23 protein-coding genes are annotated in these 21,012 nt (G+C 50.5%); all 23 read right to left on the bottom strand.

Annotated elements, in window-relative coordinates:
- Positions 1-4 precede the first annotated feature (4 nt).
- The 23 genes from AC0VZ8_RS12375 to mtrB all read right to left on the bottom strand — a co-directional run bounded on the left by AC0VZ8_RS12375 (position 5) and on the right by mtrB (position 20,942).
- Complete coding sequence (locus AC0VZ8_RS12375; protein ID WP_475487025.1) at positions 5-607, bottom strand: anti-sigma factor family protein; 603 nt, start codon at positions 605-607, stop codon at positions 5-7.
- Entirely contained in the window at positions 604-1,197 is a 594-nt protein-coding gene (locus AC0VZ8_RS12370) for an RNA polymerase sigma factor (protein ID WP_194545129.1), read from the bottom strand. The genes AC0VZ8_RS12375 and AC0VZ8_RS12370 overlap by 4 nt, the downstream gene beginning before the upstream one ends.
- Before the next feature lie 412 nt (positions 1,198-1,609).
- Positions 1,610-2,698: a prephenate dehydrogenase gene (locus AC0VZ8_RS12365; RefSeq protein ID WP_201259343.1), complete on the bottom strand. Its 1,089-nt coding sequence runs from the start codon at positions 2,696-2,698 to the stop codon at positions 1,610-1,612.
- A 54-nt stretch (positions 2,699-2,752) separates the two neighbouring features.
- Positions 2,753-3,850 (bottom strand): histidinol-phosphate transaminase, encoded by a 1,098-nt coding sequence (gene hisC, locus AC0VZ8_RS12360; RefSeq protein WP_475487024.1) that lies wholly within the window; start codon positions 3,848-3,850, stop codon positions 2,753-2,755.
- A gap of 41 nt (positions 3,851-3,891) precedes the next feature.
- Positions 3,892-4,698 (bottom strand): tryptophan synthase subunit alpha, encoded by an 807-nt coding sequence (trpA, locus tag AC0VZ8_RS12355; protein ID WP_475487023.1) that lies wholly within the window; start codon positions 4,696-4,698, stop codon positions 3,892-3,894.
- Entirely contained in the window at positions 4,695-5,891 is a 1,197-nt protein-coding gene (gene trpB / locus AC0VZ8_RS12350; protein ID WP_475487022.1) for a tryptophan synthase subunit beta, read from the bottom strand. The genes trpA and trpB overlap by 4 nt, the downstream gene beginning before the upstream one ends.
- A complete protein-coding gene (locus tag AC0VZ8_RS12345) occupies positions 5,888-6,505 on the bottom strand; it encodes a phosphoribosylanthranilate isomerase (protein WP_475487021.1) in 618 nt (205 codons plus the stop codon). The genes trpB and AC0VZ8_RS12345 overlap by 4 nt, the downstream gene beginning before the upstream one ends.
- A gap of 69 nt (positions 6,506-6,574) precedes the next feature.
- Positions 6,575-7,384 (bottom strand): indole-3-glycerol phosphate synthase TrpC, encoded by an 810-nt coding sequence (gene trpC, locus AC0VZ8_RS12340; RefSeq protein ID WP_071218402.1) that lies wholly within the window; start codon positions 7,382-7,384, stop codon positions 6,575-6,577.
- Positions 7,374-8,414, bottom strand: a complete 1,041-nt coding sequence (gene trpD / locus AC0VZ8_RS12335) for an anthranilate phosphoribosyltransferase (RefSeq protein ID WP_100536321.1) — start codon at positions 8,412-8,414, stop codon at positions 7,374-7,376. Before trpD ends, trpC begins: the two co-directional genes overlap by 11 nt.
- Positions 8,415-8,433: 19 nt before the next feature.
- Complete coding sequence (gene trpE / locus AC0VZ8_RS12330; protein WP_260069175.1) at positions 8,434-9,987, bottom strand: anthranilate synthase component I; 1,554 nt, start codon at positions 9,985-9,987, stop codon at positions 8,434-8,436.
- Positions 9,988-10,343: 356 nt separating this feature from the next.
- Entirely contained in the window at positions 10,344-10,718 is a 375-nt protein-coding gene (gene aroH / locus AC0VZ8_RS12325) for a chorismate mutase (RefSeq protein WP_009595253.1), read from the bottom strand.
- A 3-nt stretch (positions 10,719-10,721) separates the two neighbouring features.
- The gene (aroB, locus tag AC0VZ8_RS12320; protein ID WP_475487020.1) at positions 10,722-11,816 is read right to left on the bottom strand and encodes a 3-dehydroquinate synthase; all 1,095 of its coding nucleotides are present in this window, start codon (positions 11,814-11,816) and stop codon (positions 10,722-10,724) included.
- 1 nt (position 11,817) lies between these two features.
- Positions 11,818-12,987 carry a chorismate synthase gene (gene aroC / locus AC0VZ8_RS12315; protein WP_475487019.1) on the bottom strand — a complete coding sequence of 390 codons (1,170 nt, stop codon included), beginning with the start codon at positions 12,985-12,987 and terminating at the stop codon, positions 11,818-11,820.
- A gap of 168 nt (positions 12,988-13,155) precedes the next feature.
- The gene (locus AC0VZ8_RS12310) at positions 13,156-13,959 is read right to left on the bottom strand and encodes a CheR family methyltransferase (protein WP_071218407.1); all 804 of its coding nucleotides are present in this window, start codon (positions 13,957-13,959) and stop codon (positions 13,156-13,158) included.
- A gap of 40 nt (positions 13,960-13,999) precedes the next feature.
- Positions 14,000-14,443, bottom strand: a complete 444-nt coding sequence (ndk, locus tag AC0VZ8_RS12305; RefSeq protein WP_071218428.1) for a nucleoside-diphosphate kinase — start codon at positions 14,441-14,443, stop codon at positions 14,000-14,002.
- A 111-nt stretch (positions 14,444-14,554) separates the two neighbouring features.
- Positions 14,555-15,529 (bottom strand): polyprenyl synthetase family protein, encoded by a 975-nt coding sequence (locus AC0VZ8_RS12300; RefSeq protein ID WP_475487018.1) that lies wholly within the window; start codon positions 15,527-15,529, stop codon positions 14,555-14,557.
- Between the two features lie 190 nt (positions 15,530-15,719).
- Positions 15,720-16,322 carry a UbiX family flavin prenyltransferase gene (locus AC0VZ8_RS12295; protein WP_260069172.1) on the bottom strand — a complete coding sequence of 201 codons (603 nt, stop codon included), beginning with the start codon at positions 16,320-16,322 and terminating at the stop codon, positions 15,720-15,722.
- Positions 16,322-17,194 carry a UbiA-like polyprenyltransferase gene (locus AC0VZ8_RS12290; RefSeq protein WP_071218410.1) on the bottom strand — a complete coding sequence of 291 codons (873 nt, stop codon included), beginning with the start codon at positions 17,192-17,194 and terminating at the stop codon, positions 16,322-16,324. The genes AC0VZ8_RS12295 and AC0VZ8_RS12290 overlap by 1 nt, the downstream gene beginning before the upstream one ends.
- Positions 17,187-17,918 (bottom strand): demethylmenaquinone methyltransferase, encoded by a 732-nt coding sequence (locus AC0VZ8_RS12285; protein ID WP_475487681.1) that lies wholly within the window; start codon positions 17,916-17,918, stop codon positions 17,187-17,189. Before AC0VZ8_RS12285 ends, AC0VZ8_RS12290 begins: the two co-directional genes overlap by 8 nt.
- Positions 17,919-17,954: 36 nt before the next feature.
- Complete coding sequence (locus AC0VZ8_RS12280) at positions 17,955-18,815, bottom strand: heptaprenyl diphosphate synthase component 1 (protein WP_071218411.1); 861 nt, start codon at positions 18,813-18,815, stop codon at positions 17,955-17,957.
- A 112-nt stretch (positions 18,816-18,927) separates the two neighbouring features.
- The gene (locus AC0VZ8_RS12275) at positions 18,928-19,470 is read right to left on the bottom strand and encodes a hypothetical protein (RefSeq protein ID WP_071218412.1); all 543 of its coding nucleotides are present in this window, start codon (positions 19,468-19,470) and stop codon (positions 18,928-18,930) included.
- 111 nt (positions 19,471-19,581) lie between these two features.
- Positions 19,582-20,544: a 1,4-dihydroxy-2-naphthoate polyprenyltransferase gene (locus AC0VZ8_RS12270; RefSeq protein WP_475487017.1), complete on the bottom strand. Its 963-nt coding sequence runs from the start codon at positions 20,542-20,544 to the stop codon at positions 19,582-19,584.
- A 173-nt stretch (positions 20,545-20,717) separates the two neighbouring features.
- Positions 20,718-20,942: a trp RNA-binding attenuation protein MtrB gene (mtrB, locus tag AC0VZ8_RS12265; RefSeq protein ID WP_071223937.1), complete on the bottom strand. Its 225-nt coding sequence runs from the start codon at positions 20,940-20,942 to the stop codon at positions 20,718-20,720.
- Between the last annotated feature and the right edge of the window lie 70 nt (positions 20,943-21,012).

Below are 21,012 nucleotides of genomic sequence, written 5' to 3'. Positions count from 1 at the left end.
TTTTTTATCTTCTGACTCGATTTAATTTTTTCAGGAAAAACATGGCGAATCCAATGCCCAATAGGGATAGTATCATCCAATATTCTGGCTGGGTCGGGCTCATATCAACCACAAAAGGATCAATAATGCCGCTGTTGGTTTTCGGAATCTTGTATTCGTCCTGAGAGTTCAGGGTTTGGGCTGTGTCAGCCACCCCCGTTGGGATGATCCCTGTCGTTACCGCTTCCGGAACTGGCTCCGGCTGATTGCCGGTTGCTGCAAAATAAACGAAGCTGCATACAAACAGCGCCAAAAAACCGGCAATCATGAGTGTCAGCCGCTTGCGGAACACTCGGCTTACCGCCCGACTCTTAGACGTTTCCTCCACCAGCCATGGGAAATCACGATAGATGCGGTCCATCACGTTGCGGTTGATCTGTTCAGGGTCCATGTCGGGGATCTCATGTTCCAGAACATGAACCATGTTCTGGCTTTCCACCCACATTTCGTACTCCGCTGCACACGAGCTGCAGGTTTGAACATGTGCTATCAGCCGTTGTCGCCGCAGATCATTGTCCGGCAAATCCCAGACAGTTTCCATCAGCTCTTGGGCTTCATCGCAAGTCATCTGTTCTTCATCCCTCTCAGATCCTCAATAACCGGCTCATAAAAATAGGGTTCGAGCTGAATTTTGACACTGCCGCGAGCTCTGAATAACAATGACTTAACCGAACTGACGCTTTGACCTAAAATATCTGCGATTTCCTGATAATCCAGTTGATCATATTCCCGCAGAATCAGCGCCGATCTCTGTTTCTCCGGCAAATTATTAATCGCTTCCCTTACCATATGTACTCGTTCACTGCGCAGGATTGCCTGCTCCGGAGCAACCTCCAGCGGAGCCACAGGCACGACCCCGCTCTCCTCCAGCGGCAATGTGCCGCTCCGATGCTTGCGCAGTTCGCTGAGAACGGTGTTGCGGGCTATGGTATAGAGCCAGGTCGAGAAGGATGCATCCACTTCCCGGAATGAGTGCAAACTCCGGAATGCCTTATAAAATGTTTCCGAACATAAATCTTCAGCCATAAGCTCCATGTGCGAACTTTTTAACATATGATAGACAAATGCTAATATTTTTCTCTGATAACGCCGCATTAATTCGGAATAAAGTTCGGTATTGCCTTGCTTAATTTCTTGGATTAGTTGGGAATCCGTCATATGATTTTTCGTTCCTCCTTCACCATCCGGTGCCTCTTCCCTGTCCATTACATCTCCCTCCGGATGCAATGATCAAGGATTTGTGCAAAAGTACCGTCAAACCATATATAGTTACGCCACAAGATGTCTGACTATTCTATGTATTTGGCAATTTCCCCAAATCTTCTACACTAGCACTCTAGCATTATAGCACATATTGGAGAAAAGTTCAGGTTTGTGGCAGCAGCTTTGCCACGGATAGGAATAAAGACAAAAAAAATCCGCCTTCAACATTGAAGGCGGTTGCACACAGTGCAATATTTTGGATAGGAGTGGAGAGAAACCATACTGTACTTTTATTATATGTATACGTTTTCATTTTGTCAACACTGAAAACGCATTTATTTCCGGTTGTTTAAAAACAACCGGAAAATTACTGGTACACCGAGTGTCCTTGCGACAGCAGAAGCTCTTTGGCCCGCTCCTGTTCGATTTCATTGCGGAAGGAAAGCCTCATCACACCAGGCACATCTTCCCGACTCTCGATAATCTGCATGTTGCTGAGGTTGATACTGTTCGTCCCCAAATCCGTCGCTATGCGGCCAATGATACCCGGATGGTCAGGCACGTCCAGATACAAATCATATTGGGGAACGATCATTCCCTTCCTTCGCTCCGGCAGCACACTGCGGAATTCCCCCGCTCTGCGGAAAGCCGCTTCAATAGCAGCCCCGTCCTTCGACTCCAGCATGTCCATAAATCTCTGGATACCTTCGTTCCAGTCTCGTAACAGCGGCAGCATGACATTGCGATTATTTAATAGAATGTCCCGCCAAACGACCGGGTCGCTGGATGCGATACGGGTAATATCCCGGAAGCCCCCTGCAGCCAGCGTACGGTACAACGGATTATCGTCATTGTAGGAGCTGATCTGGTTCACCAAGGCTACTGCGATCACATGAGGCAGATGACTGATAGCTCCAACAATCTCATCGTGCAGCCTAGGCTCCACCTTTACAATGTGAGCACGCGTATACGACAGAAGCTCCACAAGGACGTCCAGCTTCTCCTGAGGGACATCATCCGGCGGAGTAAGCACATAATATGCATTCTCGAATAAGACGGTGGAGGCAGCGCCGACACCGGATCTTTCCGAGCCGGCCATCGGATGTCCTCCGATAAAATAGGCATCCTTAAGCGCAAGTTGGGATGCGCATTCGGCAATACTCGCTTTGGTACTGCCCACATCCGTAATAATGCATCCGGGTTTAAGCCGCAATTCACTCAGACGTTTTATGTACATCTCGAGACTTCCTACCGGAACGCACAAAAATATGACGTCCGCGTCTTGGGCAGCTTCTTCCACCGAAAGTGTAACCTTATCGACAACGCCCTTGGCGATTACCTGGTCGGCATATTCCTGCGTGTGGGCATAACCGGTAACGGTTATGCCTGGTTTTCCTTTGAAGTTTAATGCTAACGAACCGCCGATCAAGCCGACGCCGAAAATAGAAATTTGCATAGTCATATTCTCTCTCTCACTCGTTTCAAGCTGCGATTATGGTTATTTATTAGATCAAGCTGGAGCATTCACTTCTTGGAGCACTTGTTCCAATGCGCCGATGAAAGCCTTGTTTTGTTCTTCAGAGCCAACGGTTACGCGAATGTAGCTCGGGTAAACCTCAAATCCCGGACGTACAATGATGCCTTTGCTCAGCAGGGATTTGAACACTTCAGTGCCCGGTCTCTTCACATCTACCATGATGAAGTTCCCGTTAGCAGGAAAATAGGATAATTCAAGACGATCAAACTCCCGCTGCACATAAGTGATTCCCTCAGCATTCAATTGACGGCATTTAGCTACGAACTCCTGATCTTTCAAGGCGGCCTTCGCGGCCACTTGGGCCAGGCGTCCTGTATTAAACGGCTCACGCACTCGGTTAATCAAGGAGATAACCTCAGGTTGCCCGATGCCGTAGCCGATGCGAAGGGCAGCCAGGCCGTATATTTTGGAGAAGGTACGCAGGATGACCAGATTCGGATAACGCTCCATTAACTTGATGCTGGCCGGATACGAAGCGTCCGTTACATATTCATAATAAGCTTCATCAAGCACAACCATCACGTGAGCAGGGATTTCATCCAGGAAAGATACCAGCTCGCTCTCGGAAACGATGGTTCCGGTCGGATTATTCGGATTGCACACCCAAATGATTTTGGTTTTGTCCGTAACGGTTTTTGCCATGCCCGGCAGATCATGTTTCCCGTTAACCAGAGGCACCTCAATGCTTCTCGCACCTTCAATATCCGCATTCGTTTTATACACCGAGAAGGTCTGATCGGCCATAATGGTTTCGTCTCCCGGCTCCAGGAACGCACGAATAATGAGGGCGATGATTTCATCGGATCCGCATCCGAAAATAATCTGATTGCGTTCAATACCAAGCTGATCAGCAAGCTCCGCCGTTAAATCGGCTGAACTTCCATCCGGATACAGGCTGAGCGTTGCCAGCTCAGCGGTAATGGCTTCGGTTGCGCGCGGTGAGCAGCCGTACGGATTCTCGTTGGAGGCCAGCTTAATGACCACATCCAGGCCTAGTTCTTTTTTGACTTCTTCGATGGGCTTCCCGGGTTGATATACAGGAAGATTAACAATTTGCGCTTTCGGTTTCATTCGATATTCGCCTCACCTTTCATAACTGCTTAAACACAACACTATCCCTTTAATTGTGCCACAAACTCTCTGATTTGCAAAAGTCCCTGCTGTCTTGTCTCTTCTTTCTCAAGGAGGGGAATAGTAGACTCGATCTGACGTACTATGGCACTGCCAACAACGACGCCGTCGCAGATTTTAGAGAATCTGGCAACCTGTTCGCCGGACGAAATGCCAAAACCAATCGCGATAGGCACATTGCTGTACTGCTTCACCGTTTCAAGGAATGACTCCACTCCCGAATAAAAATCGTTGCGCTCGCCTGTCACGCCAAGTGAGGATACGCAATACACAAAGCCGGTTGCTTCCGAAGCAATGCTCGCAATCCGCTCATGGGAGGTAGGTGCCACCAGCGGAATCAGGTGAACGCCCGCGGCATGAGCCCGTTTCCGAACCTCTTCGGATTCCTCCACCGGCAGATCTGGAATAATCAGCCCGCTGATATCATGCCTTACCACTTCTTCGAAGAACACATCCAGTCCGGTCTGCAGGACCGGATTGTAATAGGTGAACAGAATGAACGGCAGCTTGCTGCCTCGTTCTCTCGCCAGGCGCGCGGTCTCCATGCAAGTGCGGATGTTCACCTTGCTCTTCAGGGCACGCTCGGAAGCACGCTGGATGACCGGGCCATCGGCGAGGGGATCAGAATAAGGAACGCCGAGTTCGATAATGTCGGCTCCCGCCATTTCAAGCTCATGTATGATATCCAGCGTCGCTTTCACATCCGGATCCCCAACGGTCAGATAAGGAATCAGGGCCGTCTTGTTTTGTTGATTCAACGACGCAAAGGTCTGGTCAATTCGGTTCATTCAGATTTCCCTCCCGTGTAAGCCATGATGGACTCCACGTCCTTGTCGCCGCGACCGGACAAATTAATGACGACGATATCGTCTTCAGTCCACGCGGACGCCATTTTTACGGCTTGCGCCACGGCATGTGCCGATTCCAGTGCGGGTATGATGCCTTCCGTTCGGCATAGCAGCTGCAAGGCATCCAATGCCTCTTGGTCGGTTATAGGCACATACTGCACACGCTCAATATCTTTTAAGTAGGAATGCTCTGGCCCAACGCCGGGGTAATCCAGACCGGCAGAAATGGAATGCGCCTCCTGAACCTGTCCATACTCATCCTGAAGCAAATAACTCATCGATCCCTGGAATACGCCTTGGGTCCCCTTGGACATGGTGGCCGCATGAAAATCGGTATCGATCCCTTTCCCGGCCGCTTCGACACCGATTAGACCGACTTCCTTATCTTCCAGGAACGGGTAGAACATGCCGATCGCGTTGCTTCCTCCCCCGATCGGTGCAAGAATCGCGTTTGGAAGTCTTCCTTCCGTCTCCAGAATCTGCTTGCGGGTCTCGTCACCGATAATCCGCTGGAAGTTCCGGACCATCATCGGATACGGATGCGGACCTACTGCGGAGCCAAGCACATAGAAGGTATCCTCAACGTTGCTGACCCAGTAGCGAAGCGCCTCGTTGCCGGCATCCTTCAGCGTTCGGCTTCCCGAGGTCACCGGAATCACTTCGGCTCCGAGCATTTTCATGCGGAATACATTCAACTGCTGCCGCTTGGTATCCTCTTCGCCCATGAACACCTTGCATTCGAGACCGAGCAGAGCGGCTACGGTTGCAGTGGCAACCCCATGCTGCCCGGCGCCCGTTTCGGCAATGACCTTGCCTTTGCCCATACGCTTGGCTAGCACACCTTGAGCAATGGCGTTGTTGATTTTGTGGGCGCCTGTGTGGTTCAAATCCTCCCGCTTCAGATAAATTTTAGCCTTGCCGAGATGTTTGCTGAGTCGTTCAGCATAATATAAAGGCGTTTCCCGTCCGGAATACTGTTTAAGCAAATAAGCAATCTCCTCTTTGAAGGCAGGATCCTCCGAAAAGCGAATATACTCTTGTTCAAGCTCTATTAAAGCGTTCATGAGCGTTTCCGGTACAAACCGGCCACCAAACACTCCAAAACGTCCATTACGGTCAGGAAGTTGCGTCATTTCCCCTTCACCCTTTCTATGAATGCCATCACTTTGTTTATGTCCTTCACGCCAGGCTCGCTCTCAACGCCGCTGGATACATCCACGCCGTAGGGAGCGTATTGGCCTATTAAATGCGATACATTATCCGAATCCAATCCGCCGGCTACAAACAAGGGGATCCCTTGCCGTTTCGCCCATTCCTGGTAAGGCGGGATAAGATCCCAGGCAAATGTCTTGCCAGAACCTCCGCCATACACCGGATCATACGTATCGATCAGCAATCCGTCAATGCAGCCCGCATACGGATCCAGTGTTGACAGACGTTCTGATTCCGGGCGGTCACTCTCGATCGATATCGCCTTAAAAACGGAAACCGGGAAGCGCTCCTTCACTTCCCGGCAAAATTGCGGCGATTCCTGACCATGCAGCTGCACGACGTCGAGCGCTGCTTCTCGTAGAAGCTCTACCAGCTCATTCAAATCAGGGTTAACCAAGACGCCGACAGCGGCGGGAATCTTGTTATGATCCCATTCCCGCAATACCTGCATAAGCTGTGCAGCCTGCTGCGGAGATACCTTCCGCCGGCTCTTGGCAAATACGAATCCGATATAATCCACAGGTAAGTTTATCATAGATTTTAGCACTTCAACGCTTTGAAGTCCACATATTTTTAGCGCTGTACTCATCACTCAACATCCCCTTTATTCGACGTCTGCAGCGATCGGCAAGGGTCCCATCAGATCGTTTACCGCGCGGAACACGTCCTGCTGGCGCATGAAATGTTCTCCAACCAGAACGCCGTGTGCTCCCACATAATGCAAGTAGGAAATGTCGGCCGGGCTCGATATACCGCTTTCGCTGATCAAGGTAATTCCCTGCGGTACTTGTGCCGCGATATCGGCGGTTGTCTGCAGCGATGTTTCAAAGGTCCGCAGATTGCGGTTGTTTATTCCGATCAGCTGAGCTGTTCCCAGCCCAAGAACCGATTCCAGCTCTTCCCCATCATGGACCTCAATCAGGCAATCCAAGCCAATCGAGCCGGCGATGTCTATAAACTCCGCGATCCGCTCAGGCTCCAGTATGCTCGCTATTAAGAGAACCGCGTCTGCACCTAACAGTCGCGCCTCGTAAATCTGAGTCTCGTCGATAATGAAATCCTTGCGAAGCAAAGGAATGTTGACAGCCGCCCTTACCGCTTTCAAATACTCTCCACTACCCTGAAAATAGTCCTTGTCGGTCAGCACGGAAAGACAATCGGCGTCGGCTGCTTCATAAGCTTTGGCGATCATAACCGGGTCAAAGTCCGGACGAATTAACCCCTTGGACGGCGAAGCCTTCTTCACCTCGGCAATTAACCCCATGCTGCGGTTACGCCCCATGGACAACGCCTTCTCAAAGCCGAGAGTCGGCGGTAAATCCGCTATTTGCCTCTCTGCCTCCGAGATGCTGAATGTATCTCGCAGCTGAGCAACTTCTCTGCGTTTCGTTTCTACTATTCGATCAAGATACATAACTCATTTCCCCCGTTCTTGAGATCAGCTGCTCCAGCTTGGACTGAGCCAGCCCTGAATCGATAGCTCCCGCTGCGCGCTGCACACCTTCGGCCAAACTATCCGCAAGTCCGGACACATAGATGCAGGCACCGGCATTGGCAAGCACGATATCCCGATAAGCACTGCGCTCACCGCGCAGCACGGATCCGATGATAGCCGCGTTCTCTTTTGCATCGCCGCCCAGAATATCGCTCATCGGATGAACCGACAGTCCCAGGTCATGCGGATGAATATCATACGTTCGGACTTCTCCGCCACGAAGCTCGGATACTCGCGTAGGTGCAGAGATGCTGATTTCATCCAAGCCGTCATGGCTGGTTACCACCATGGCCCGCTTTAAACCAAGCTCTTTAAGCACCTGTGCGATGGTTTCCGTTTTGTTCATATCGTATATCCCGAGCATCTGCCGATCTGCGCCGGCCGGATTTGTCAAAGGCCCCAGCATGTTAAATACGGTTCGAACCCCAAGCTCTTTGCGAGGAGCTGCGGCATATTTCATCGAAGGGTGATAGATCTGGGCAAACAGGAAACAAATTCCGATATCATTCAGACAGGCTGTCGCTTGCTCTGCCGTCAAGTGGATATTCACGCCCAGCGCCTCGAGCACATCGGCGCTGCCCGCCCGTCCCGATGCCGAGCGGTTGCCGTGTTTGGCCACTCTGACCGAAACCGAGGAGGAGATAATGGCGGATACGGTAGAAATGTTAAACTTATGAATCCCGGATCCTCCGGTGCCGCATGTATCCAGCAGCTGGTTTCGCTCGGTAACGACGCGCCCGCCCGCACCACGCATCGCCTCGGCGAAGCCGGTGATCTCTTCGACCGTCTCCCCCTTCATTCTCAAGGCCGTAAGCAGCGCCCCGATTTGGGAATGAGTTGCCTGGCCTTCCATAATGGACTGCATGACCCCGCGCGCTTCCTCCCGGCTCAGATCTTGACCTTGAATCAGCTTCGTAAGGCTGGATTGCATCGTTTCCATGACGTTCATTACGTTCTCCTCCTTCGGTTTAAGGTGTGTATTGGTACAGGTAATCCTGATTAATTAAATCGTCAGCCCCCATGCTGGACGGAAACATCGCTTCCGCGACGCGGATCGCCTTCAGCATCCCTTTGGCTTTGTTGATGGTTTCTTCATATTCCTTCTCCGGTACCGAGTCCCATACGATGCCGGCCCCCGCCTGGACATAAGCTTTACCCTGACGAAAAATGATCGTACGGATCGTAATGCAGGAATCCATATTGCCGCCGAAGCCGAGATAACCGATGGCGCCCGCATACGCGCCTCTTGCTTCCCGTTCCAGCTCCGCAATAATCCCCATGGCCCTTAGCTTCGGAGCACCGGATACCGTTCCTGCCGGCAAGCAGGACAGAAAAGCATCGAAGAAATCCTTATCCTCTCTCAGCTGACCGGAAACGCTGGATACCATATGCATCACGTGGGAATACTTTTCAATCTCCATGAACGTGTCGCACTTCACTGTGCCGAACTCTGACACGCGGCCCAGATCATTGCGGCCCAGATCCACCAGCATCAAATGCTCGGCTCGTTCCTTCTCGTCCTGCAGCAGATCATCGGCCAGCGCCTGGTCTTCGGCCTCATCGCTGCCTCTAGGTCTGGTACCTGCAATCGGCCTTGTTTCCAATCTTCGTCCATCCACCTTCACCAGGGCTTCCGGGGAGGTTCCAACGATAATGTCGTCGTCCATCTTGAGGTAATACATATACGGTGAAGGATTTAGCGTTCTCAGCACCCGGTATACGTGAAGCGGCGATACTTCGGTCTCAATATGGAAGCGTTGGGACAATACCACCTGAAAAATATCGCCAGCACGAATGTATTCCTTCGCTTGCTCCACATTGGAGAGGTACTTCTCTTTTGTCATATTGGATTTAATGTCGCCCATATCAACATCCGCCGGAATGCCTTTGGAGTTCACGTTCTCCCGCGGTCCCTGTTCTTGCAGCTGCTCGGCTGCGGCTTCCAAGGTACGGCATACATCCCGATAGCTTTGCCGGATGATTTCGTCCGAATCCCCCGGCTTCACATGTACGTTGCCAACCAGCATGATCTGCTGCTTCACATGGTCGAAGACAATGACTTGATCGCAAAACATGAACCGGATATCATCCATTCCGAGATCGTCCATCGCATGTGCCGGAAGCTTCTCATAATATTGGAGCAGGTCATATCCGAAAAATCCGATAGCCCCTCCGGTAAAAGGAGGCATCTCCTTCAGCTGCGGGCTGCGGTACGTTCGCAGCAGCGCCTTTAACTCCTCGACAGGCTTTCCTTTCAGCAGGGAACGCTCTCCGTTCCTTTCAATTTCGATCTTTCCTTTTTTACCCGTAATCATTAAGAAGGGGTCTGTTCCAATAAACGAATACCGTGCCCACTGTACTCCGCCCTCAACGCTTTCAAGTAAAAATGCCCGCTTCCGTTCCGCATATCGTTGAAAAATGCGAATCGGGGTTTCCATGTCGGCTAACAGTCTGATCGCTACCGGAATCAGGTTATATTCACCTGCCATAGCCACCACTTGCTCCATTGATGGATTCGCCATGTCAATCCCTCCTTAATTGATGGTATACAACAAAAAAACCTCTACCGAAGTAGAGGTTAACGTTCAGAATAAGTCTATGAAAAAAGAGCGCGGTCAAGGAATTCAGAGCCCATTCAACGACGAACTACAGCGGCTATTGTTCCATTGACGGATACAAGAAATAGGCTTGTAACCAGCCGTGAACATGCTGTACTATTCATCATGAAATCAAGTTCATCCTTAATCCCGATTATGTTATTGCCTAAAATGCCTCAGCTCTTCTCAACTCAACTCATCTGTAAAACCTAACTCTACTCAGCTATTCTGATATCACTATACAGGATGAAGCCCTGTTGCTGCAACCCTAAATTTCTACATCAGGCGTTGGAGCCAGATAAATCCGGGCGCAGCCGCTTGGCTTCATTCAAATACACATGCTTAATCTCGCTCTGGCTTTTATCCGTATTGACCTGAACCATAAACCGGATGCATCGCGGCAGACTGCCTTGGACCGGTATTTCAACCGAACACATCAAAGGGACCAGATCCCAGCCTTCCAGCTGGCGTATCGCTTTGGCCGGAAACGTCGCGTCCAGATCCTGTGTCATCGTAATCCATATATTGCTAATATACTCCGGCTGAAGCTCGTTGCGTCTCACCATCTCTTCAAGGAGCCGCAGCGTTTCCTGTACAATCTCCTGCTCATCGTTGCGGGTGACGGTTGTCGCCCCCCGGATTCCCCGATTCATCATGAACTAACCCTCTCCCTTCAACTGTTCAACCACGGATCGAACAGCTTCTACCGGTACATCCTTAACGATGCTGACGGAGCCGATGGATTCCGGTACGATAAATACCATATTTCCCTCGGCAAACTTTTTATCATGCTGCATAGCTTCCATAATTCGCTCAACCGAGACGTCACCCGGCAAGGTTACCGGCAGATTCACCGCCTTGAGCATGCTCACCGTCTCATTGTGCAGATCCGCAGGTCTGCCAAGCTTTTCGGCAAGGCGGGCCGAGCCTGCCATGCCGATGGCAATCGCCTCGCCGTGCAAGAAGCGTCCGTAGCCGCCAACGGCTTCAATGGCATGACCGATGGTATGTCCGAGATTAAGGATGGCACGCAAACCGCCTTCCCGCTCATCCTGGGATACGACGTTCGCCTTGATCGCGCAGCCGCGCTCCAGGCCATATATCAACGTCTCAGGATCCAGGCTCAGCAGCTTTTGACCATTCTCCCGGCACCAATAGGCAAAATCACGGTCCAGGATCAAACCATGCTTCACCATTTCCGCAAGACCAGAAGACACCTCGCGCGGAGGCAATGACATCAGCGTGTTCACATCGTAAACCACCATAACGGGTTGATGGAACGCGCCGATCATATTTTTGGCTAACGGATGGTTGACCGCCACTTTGCCGCCAACGCTGCTGTCATGGGCCAGGATAGTGGTCGGGATCTGAACAAACGTCACGCCGCGCATATACGTTGCCGCGACGAATCCGGCCAAATCACCAACAACGCCTCCACCCAGCGCAAACACTGCCGAGCTGCGATCCAGCTTGCCGTTGATCGCTGTCGTCATTACCTCTTCATAGACCTGAAGCGATTTGGAGGATTCACCGGAAGGGACAATATGGGAAATAACCGTGTATCCTTCCGATTTTAACTGCTCCTCCACTCGAGACAAATAATGAGGCGCTACTTTATCATCCGTTACAATCAAATGAGGGCTCTTGCGTGTAATTCCATGCTTCGCGCTCAGCTCACCGATGGTGTCCAAAATACCAGCTCCGATATAAATCGGATAGGAACGCTCTCCCAGCTCTACCTGAAGTGTTCTCATATTAGTAGTTCTCCAGCTGCTTCAGGTAGTTCTGGTAATTCGCATGAATTTCTTCCATCGAATCACCGCCAAACTTCTCAAGAAAAGCCTTCGCTACTTCCCAGGTCACAACATGCTCCATGACAACGCTGGCGGTCGGAACCGCACAGGCATCCGAGCGTTCAACCTGAGCCGTGAAAGCTTCCTTTGTATCGATATCCACGCTTTGAAGCGGCTTGTACAGCGTCGGAATCGGCTTCATGACGCCGCGAACGACGATCGGCATGCCGTTGGTCATCCCGCCTTCAAACCCGCCCAGGCGATTGGTTGCACGGTGGTATCCGCGATCTTCGCTGTACATAATCTCGTCATGTACCTGGGAACCGGGCAATTGGCCTGCTTCAAATCCGATTCCGACCTCAACGCCCTTAAAGGCATTAATCGACATCACGCCCTGTGCGATGCGGCCATCCAGCTTGCGGTCATATTGGACATGGCTGCCCAATCCGACCGGCACGCCTTCGATGATGCATTCCACGATGCCGCCGATGGAGTCGCCTTCTTTTTTGATCTGGTCTATGTAGGCTTCCATTTTCTTCTCTGTCTCTTCGTCCACCACGCGAACCGAGGAGGCTTCCGTACGCTCGATCAGCTCATCGATCGAAAGATTGTGCGGGGGAGCTTCGATCTCGCCAATCCGGATGACCTGGCCTGCCACTTTAACGCCGAATTGTGCCAGGAATTGTCTCGCGATAGCACCTACCGCTACGCGAACTGTGGTTTCACGGGCACTGGAGCGTTCCAGCACGTTACGCAGATCCTTCAAATTGTATTTCAAACCGCCGTTTAAGTCGGCATGTCCCGGTCTTGGACGATGTACCCGTCTTTTCACCTCGTCATTGCCCTCAATCGGCTCCACGTTCATAATGTTCTGCCAATGCTTCCAGTCATTATTCTGCACGACCAACGCGATGGGCGCACCGGTTGTATAGCCGTGACGCACACCTCCTAGGATTTGCGCGGTATCCTTCTCGATCTGCATGCGGCGTCCCCGGCCATATCCCTTCTGTCTCCGATGAAGCTGGAAGTTCAATGCTTCGAAATCAAGCTCCAAATTACTTGGAAGTCCTTCGATTATGGTTGTCAGCTGAGGACCGTGCGTTTCCCCGGCAGTTAAAAAGCGTAAGCTCATGATGCTTTTCCCCCTTTAAACTTTTAAGCGTTAAATCGCTAAACTCCGTAAATATCTTCTGCTCATTATAGTATAGGTCTAACGCTTTGACAAGAATGCCGCAAGACAAGCAAAAGCGCCTCTCATCCTCCGGATTGAAAAGCGCTTATGCGTTATGATTAACTGTCTCTATTGAATTTTACGGTAGAAAAAGGTCTCGTTGCTCTCCAGGCCATATTGTCCCGGATTAAAGATCTGTTCCGTGCTGCCCACAAACAAGAATCCGCCTGGCTTCAGGCTTGAGGCAAACTTCTGGTACAGCTTGTGCTTGGCGCCTTCCGTGAAATAAATCATCACGTTTCGGCAAACAATCAGATCATATCCCGTCTCAAAGCGGTCCGTCAGCAGATTCTGCTTATGAAAGGTTACTTCCTTCTTCAAATGCTCACTGAAGCGGTACACCGAACCTTCTTCCTTAAAATAGCGGGCGGCTACATCCGGAGGCACATCCTTCAATGACCTCTCGACATATAGGCCCTCCTTCGCTTTATGTAATGCGCCGTCATCAATATCTGTCGCCGCGATGCGCGCACGGCTCAGCATCTTCTGTTCGGACAGTATCATAGCAAGCGTGTAAGGCTCCTCACCCGTGGAGCACGCGGCGCTCCATATTTTCAATACCCCGGGATTCTGCTGGGATATCTCAGGCAATATTTTGTCACGGAGAACTTCCCACCGGTTAGGGTTGCGCCAAAACTCCGAGACGTTTATTGTCATCCGGTCTAAAAACTCATGAAATAATGGCTTGTCTTTCATCATCGCGTCGTAGAAAGCCGAAAAGGTTTCAAACCCCTTCTTCAAACGCAGCGTTGTCAGCCTTCGCTTCATCTGCGCCTCTTTATAATCTGCGAGATTGATCCCCGTGCTTCGTTCGATGCTGCGAACAAAGCCGATATAATCCGGATCATCCAGCACAGGTTCATGTTCCGTCATCGTATCATCCTGTTTAATCAGATTATGCCGCTGCCTTAGCTTACAGCCAAGGGGACAGCGTCTTGTTATATTCAACCAATTCCTTCGCTTCAAAGAAATTGGCAATTTCGCGTTGCGCGCTCTCCGGTGAATCCGATCCATGAATCAGATTGTGCGGCGTATGAGCGGAAAAATCCCCCCGAATTGTCCCGGGCAGCGCATCCTTCACATTCGTTTTGCCAATCACTTGGCGGGACAAAGCAATGATGTCGTCCCCTTCCCAAACCATCGCAAACACCGGTCCGGATGTTATAAACCTAACCAGGTTTTCAAAAAAATCTTTGCCTTCATGCTCCGCATAATGGCGCTTGGCCTGCTCGTCTGAAATCTGCAGGAACTTGCCTGCAACCAGCTTGAATCCTTTATCCTCCAAACGGCCGACGATTCGGCCGATCAGCCCACGCTGTACACCATCCGGTTTAATCATTAAAAAAGTACGTTCCATTGGCCTCATCACGCTTCCCCTCATTCTAGGATATTGAACAATTATTCCATGCTCAGGTGATGTTACATGTTTGTACCCGTATTTTAACAGAAAGCAACCTCATGGTTAAGGCTAATATGACCGCTTTGTAATAAAATTTGCGATATCTCTAAGCTGTTTTTTGGTCTTGATGTCAGGCAAAGTATCCAATGCGGCCAATGCTTTACGGATATACCGATCAGCGAGCGCCTCAGATCTCGGTATACCATCGCTTGAGGTTACAAGCTTCACGGCGTCAGTCACATCACACTGGCCATTCAGTGCATGAATCCGATCCAGCTCCTGCAGCAGCGGCTCCCTTCGTTTGCTATCTTCGAGAGCGAATATAACGGGAAGCGTAATATTCCCCTGCCTCATATCGCTCCCCGGCGGTTTACCAATCTGCTTCTCCGTCCCGCACAGATCCAGGAGATCGTCCTGAATCTGAAAGGCCATGCCGACGTTATATCCGAATCGATACAGGCTGTTTGCGACCTTGCGGTCCGCATCCGCAGCCAGTGCTCCGAGCTGGCAGCTGACGGCAATCAAGAGCGACGTTTTGCGGCGTATACGCAGAAGGTACCTTCTGACGTCCTGATCGGTATTAAAGAAATCACGAATCTGCTCCATTTCCCCGATGGACATCTCGACCATCGCCTTGGCGAGAATTTGATGAATCTCCGGCTGCTTCAGGTGGGTCGTCAACTCCAGCGCTTTGCCGTATATATAGTCGCCGGTATACATGGCAACCCGGTTGTCCCACTTCGCCTTTACCGTTAGCTTACCTCGCCGCGTGTCCGCATCATCGATCACGTCGTCATGAACGAGCGATGCGCTGTGAATCATCTCGAGCGGCACGGCCACATGCTTTAGCTTGTCAATGTCATAGTCGCCGAACTTACCGCCCATCAGCACAAAAACAGGACGGAGTCGCTTGCCTCCTGCTCTAAGCAGATGCAAGGAAGTCTCGGTCAGATCGGGGCTGTCGCCTTCGACGCTGAGATAGAGTTCCTTCTCGATAACGTCCATATCTTTTTTTAATGTTCCGAATATGTCAAATCGTTTCATCTTTTCACCCGTATGCTTAGATTCTCATTCCATAACTCCGGCACTACCTTGCGATCTTAGCAGGCCAAGCTCATCTACGAACTTGAAATATAAGCGTAATCCTTCCTGTTGTCGTTCGTCAAAATCGTAGCACAGGTTCGTTAAGTCGTCATAACAACAGCCGCTAACTCCTTGGATGCGGCCCGGCCTGCTATTCTCCCCATCTCGTATACAATCGATGATCAATGCGCAAGCTGTCCAATACCTTGCCGACCAGAAAATTCACGATATCATCAATGGTCTTCGGTCCGTAATAGAACGCAGGCATCGCGGGAATGATTTTGACACCAAGCTTGGCCAGCGCCAGCATGTTCTCCAGGTGAATCGCATGCAGAGGCGTCTCTCTCGGGACAAGCACCAGAGGACGGCCTTCTTTCATCATCACATCCGCGGCGCGTCCCATCAGATTGTCGGAAGAGCCGTGCGCGACCGAGGATAATGTCCCCATAGAGCATGGCATGATGATCATGCCTTCGACAAGGTAAGATCCACTGGCTATCGTTGCTCCAATGTCGGAGATCGGATGGTAGATGACACGTCCCTCGTACCCGCCGAATTTCTCGGCCAGCACTTCTTCGCGGTTGCCTGTCTGAAAGCCCATTTCCTCCTTCAGAACGCGCCAGCCCGCATTGGAAACGATCAATTGCACATCATAGCCCAGCGAGAGCAGGCTCTCCGTAAGGCGAACTCCGTATATGCTGCCGCTGGCTCCCGTTATCCCGACAACCCAGCTTTTTCTGCGCAAGGATTTCATCAGATATACCGCACCACCAAATCAATCAGAGTGAATACAAACAGAATGATGCTCAGTGTACTGTTCATCGTAAAAAAGGCGGTTTGCAGACGGCTCATATCGTTTGGCGACAAGATGTAATGCTGATAGAATAAAATCCCGCAGGCGATGACCATGCCGATCAGATACCACCAGCCAACCGGTGTGACAAAGAAAAGAATGATAAAGCCAATAGCCGTTACTACGTGAAAACCGCGCGCGAACCACAACGCTTTATGCAAACCGAACCGGGAAGGAATCGAGTACAGCTTTTCTTTTGCATCAAACTTCTCATCCTGGCAAGCGTAAACAATATCAAATCCCGCCGTCCAGAACGCAAGCGCGATATAGAATACAATGGCCTTCCAGTCGATTTGACCGGTTACCGCAACCCATCCGCCAAGCGGAGCCAACGCTGTTGTAAGCCCGAGCACCAGATGGCAAAGCCAAGTAAACCGTTTGGTATATGAATAAATGATAAGCATAAAAATAGCGATAGGCAGCAAACGGAATGCAAACGGATCCAGCATGTAAGTAGCCCAGAAAAACACCGCGAAAGACAGAATAATGAATAAGATAACTTCCAGCGGTTTTAGCAGGCCTGCCGGAATGGCGCGATTTGCGGTGCGGGGGTTCTTGGCGTCGATATGCTGGTCCGTGAGCCGATTCAATCCGAACGCAGCGCTGCGTGCACCGAACATGGCAAGAAAAATCCACCCGATATCTCCCCATGATGGTAATTGGTCAAACACGACGGCCGATCCTAGAATCGCCCCCATAAAAGCGAAAGGCAGAGCAAACAGTGTATGCTCCACTTTAATCATTTCAAGATAAGTTCCTATTTTCTTAAACATCCAGATTCTCCTTGATCCCAATATGTAAGGCTGCTATGCCACCAGTCAAGGGATAGGCCTGAACCTGTTGAAGTCCGGTCTGACGGAAAGCTTCGGCAAGCTCCTCTCGTCCTGGGAACAATGCCAGCGATTCCGGCAGCCACTTATACTGCTCGTAACGCTTGGCTACCAGTTTCCCCATCCGAGGCAGCACTTGTTGAAAGTAGAAATAATAAATGCCTTTGAACGGCTGCCAAGTCGGCTTGGACAGTTCCAAACATACAACCATCCCGCCAGGCTTAACCACGCGTTTCATTTCATGCAGAACCTGCATGTAATCCGGTACATTGCGAAGACCGAAACCGATCGTCGCGTAGTCGAACTGATTGTCTTCGAACGGCAGGCTCATGGCATTTCCCTGAACCAGCTCTACCTGTTGGTCCAGCCCATGTTTGGTAACCTTTCCTCGGCCGACATTCAGCATCCCCTCACTGAAATCGAGTCCAACTATGTGTCCGGATTCACTTGCCTGTGCCATACTAATCGTCCAGTCGCAAGTACCGCAGCATAGATCGATGGCCGTATCGCCATGGCGCATGTTCATCTTCTTCATCGTAAACTTGCGCCAAGCTTTATGTCTTCGAAAGCTGAGAATATCATTCATCATATCATATTTTCCCGAAATGCTTTCAAAGACGGAATGGACGTATTGCTCTTTTGGATTTTTGCCGTCATGCTTACTCATGCCTAACTTGGTTGTTTGATTATCCACAGCATCCCCCTACCCTTCACTTACGACGGACCGGTACGTGCTTAGCCGTTTCAGGAACGGGTCCAGCATACCGGCGTACGGGCTCTCTCCTACACGGTTTGCCAGCAGCAGCTGTACGGCATTTACGGACTCGCGCAGCTTGTCCAGCAGCTTCTCCGAAACCTTGTGCTTCAGGATCAGCTTCCTCCAGTCCTTCATATCCGTTTTCTTGCCAACCAGCATCTTCCGTTCCTCGTCGCTCCCTGACTCGATCAGATGCCAGTACACGTAACCACATCTGCCGACTTCAGGCGTCGCACAGCGTTCCATCTCCTGCACAAGCGTCTCACATTCCGTAATTTCCTTGAGCAGCTTTTCCCATGTTTCTTGTACGGACACCTCAAGCAGCGGAGTAAAAGAAAGAAACAGCTGCATATTCAGCTGTACCGTTAGCCGTAGATATTCTTCAGAAGGCAGCAGCGTTTTTTTCATTTTGCCGTATAATCTCATCTTCATCACGTTAACATCGCTGACAGCCTTGCTAAGAAGCGAGATGACAGCAATTTCGCCCTTTAAGGCAAGGAGTTGATAAAAACGGCTACTGAAATAATCCCCTGCGAGCACTTTTAACTGCCGGGATCGCATCATCGCCTCTCCTTGATTGCCCTCCGTAACGTCGATGCTCTCATGCGTATCGAGTCCCACCTGAACCAGTGAGGTAACCAGTGCGTACAATTCTTCATGTCCGGCAAGATTTCGTCCCGAATCCTTTAAAAATATGTATAGCAAATGAACACGGGCATCCGGAAAATTCGGAAGTTCCGTGTGGTTCTGAATCATATCATAATTTAAATATTTCTCTGCCAGTTCTGGTACGCGATACGGTTTCATTCTCAGCCTCCGTGCACTTGATGTTCTTTTGTCCAATTGAGCCCACAATCCAATCTATTATAACACATGTTCAAGGCACGTACATGCCCTGTCATCTACTATTTTACCCCTTTCATGGGCTGCTGAACTGCTTTAGCCAAAGATTCGTAAATGTTAGGTTGAGAGCGGCCGCAATGGGTTGCGGAACATCGCCGTTCTCAAGCTGGGTAAGAGCTTCTGCATTGCGCAAGTCCCAGGTATCCTTGTTCATGTTCGAAGCAAGCAGCATATACCGCTTCCCTCCCCAGCGATCGATGGCTACCACTCTTAGATACAACTGCTGCACATTATCCGTTCCTTCGAACGTAAAAGACATTATGCTGGCGATATCCTCATATACCTCGGCGGCCGTTTCCGGGGGGTCGCTTAATTTGATATCCAGCGTCAGGGCGCCTTCATCATAATCTGCCCGGCTTATTTTCAGATGAAGAGGAAGACTCATTAGGGAGTCCACGAGTCCGGCATCGCTTAACTCCCGACTGTGATAGGGAATCGCCGCTGCCACAGCGCCAACCTTATAACGGGCTTGCGATTGAAGCCCCATTAACAGTGTGAGCATGATAAATGCAATCGCCGCGGGCAGGAGTACGGCTCGTACGGATTGCCAGTGCTTCATGTCCTCAACCTCCTCTATACCTAGTTTCTTCCGCTCCTCATGAGTCCATACCTCATTGTATAAAGAAAAAAAGCAGGCTATGCCTGCTTCAAGGAAAACGAGCCGATCGGTTTAGAAGAACGATCGTGAAGTCCATACCACGGCTACTCCCAGCGCGGCGATCCTCGCCAGATTCATGAGGACGAAATTTTGCACCGCGATCACAAATGTCTTCTCTTTGGAAGGATGGGCAGTGAACAGGGCGCTTTTTTTATAAACCGGGACAAGGGTCACGAACACCAGAAGAATTAACACGAGGTGCACCTTCATCAGGAGAAAAGCCACTAGATCCAGATAAGCAAGGCAGTACAGAATTCGGAACAGCTTCAGAGATGGCCTGAATCCTATATATACGGGCAGCGTGTACCTCTTGTTCTCCATATCCTCATCCATGTCGCAGATGTTGTTGGCCAACATGATGTTGGCAATCCCAAGAATGGCCGGCAGTGATACCACCAGCAGCAGCAGTACCTCAGGAAGGTTCACCTGAAGGGACAGAACGCCGTCCTGGAGGTCCAGAACCGCCAGATGACCACCATCCGCATGGATCCATGCCGCAATAAATAGAATGACAAATCCCATAAACAATCCGGAGAACAGCTCGCCTAGCGGCATCCGCGAGATCGGAATCGGTCCGAACGAATATAATATCCCTACGGCAAAAGACAATCCCCCCAGCAGCAGGATTAACCAGCCCGTAGATAAGAACAGCGCGATCCCTGCACCAACGGCTGTCAATAGCAGTACGATGATGACGGACATGACCGCAGGCTCCTTAAGGTTATAACGTACAATGGCATTGTGCTGCTCGTAACCGAACCCGTTCTTTTTAATCGCTTTTTTATAGTCGTAATAGTTATTGATCGCCGTCGTTGCCATATCAAACGACAGCAATGATGCCAGCATCAGGGCAAAATGATATCCATCGAACTGCTGAAAACGAAACAATGCATACAAAGTTCCGAACAGGAACGGAATCATGCTGGCTACCTTCGTCTGAATTTCTACCAGTTTAAAAAAAGCTCGGATTCCCATAACCATCATCCTTTATCCAATTGATCTGATTTCAGATTAAAGGATTTCATGGCCGCGGTCTGTTGGAATTGTACTTGACAAACGAGTTTGCAAATGTGACGAATGTTACTTTTGGAGCAAGATCAAAAAGCCCCACCAATTTGGTGGGGCTTAGCCAAGATCATAATCCTAATTCAGATGCCGGATTCAATCTTCCCGTGCTTGGTCATGACCTCAGCTTTGCCGCGTATTTTCACCGCAGACGTATGATCCGTGAACTGGGCGATAATGACCTCGCCTTTGTCCAGCTTCTCGGTATGATGAAACCGGGTGTCCTGACCTCGGGTAAGGCCAATCACCTGCACGCCATGGTCCAGCGCTTTGACGATAAAATAATCCCCGTTTTGAACGTTCTCCATTGTTCAGACCTCCTCACCGTAAGCTAAAAGAAAAGGCCGTGAACGAATTCACGACCTCTGCTCTTAGGTA

Source organism: Paenibacillus sp. QJM3NY_38, assembly GCF_056173265.1.
The sequence above is the reverse complement of the archived record's forward strand: the minus strand, read 5'-3'. Positions and strand labels throughout refer to the sequence as shown.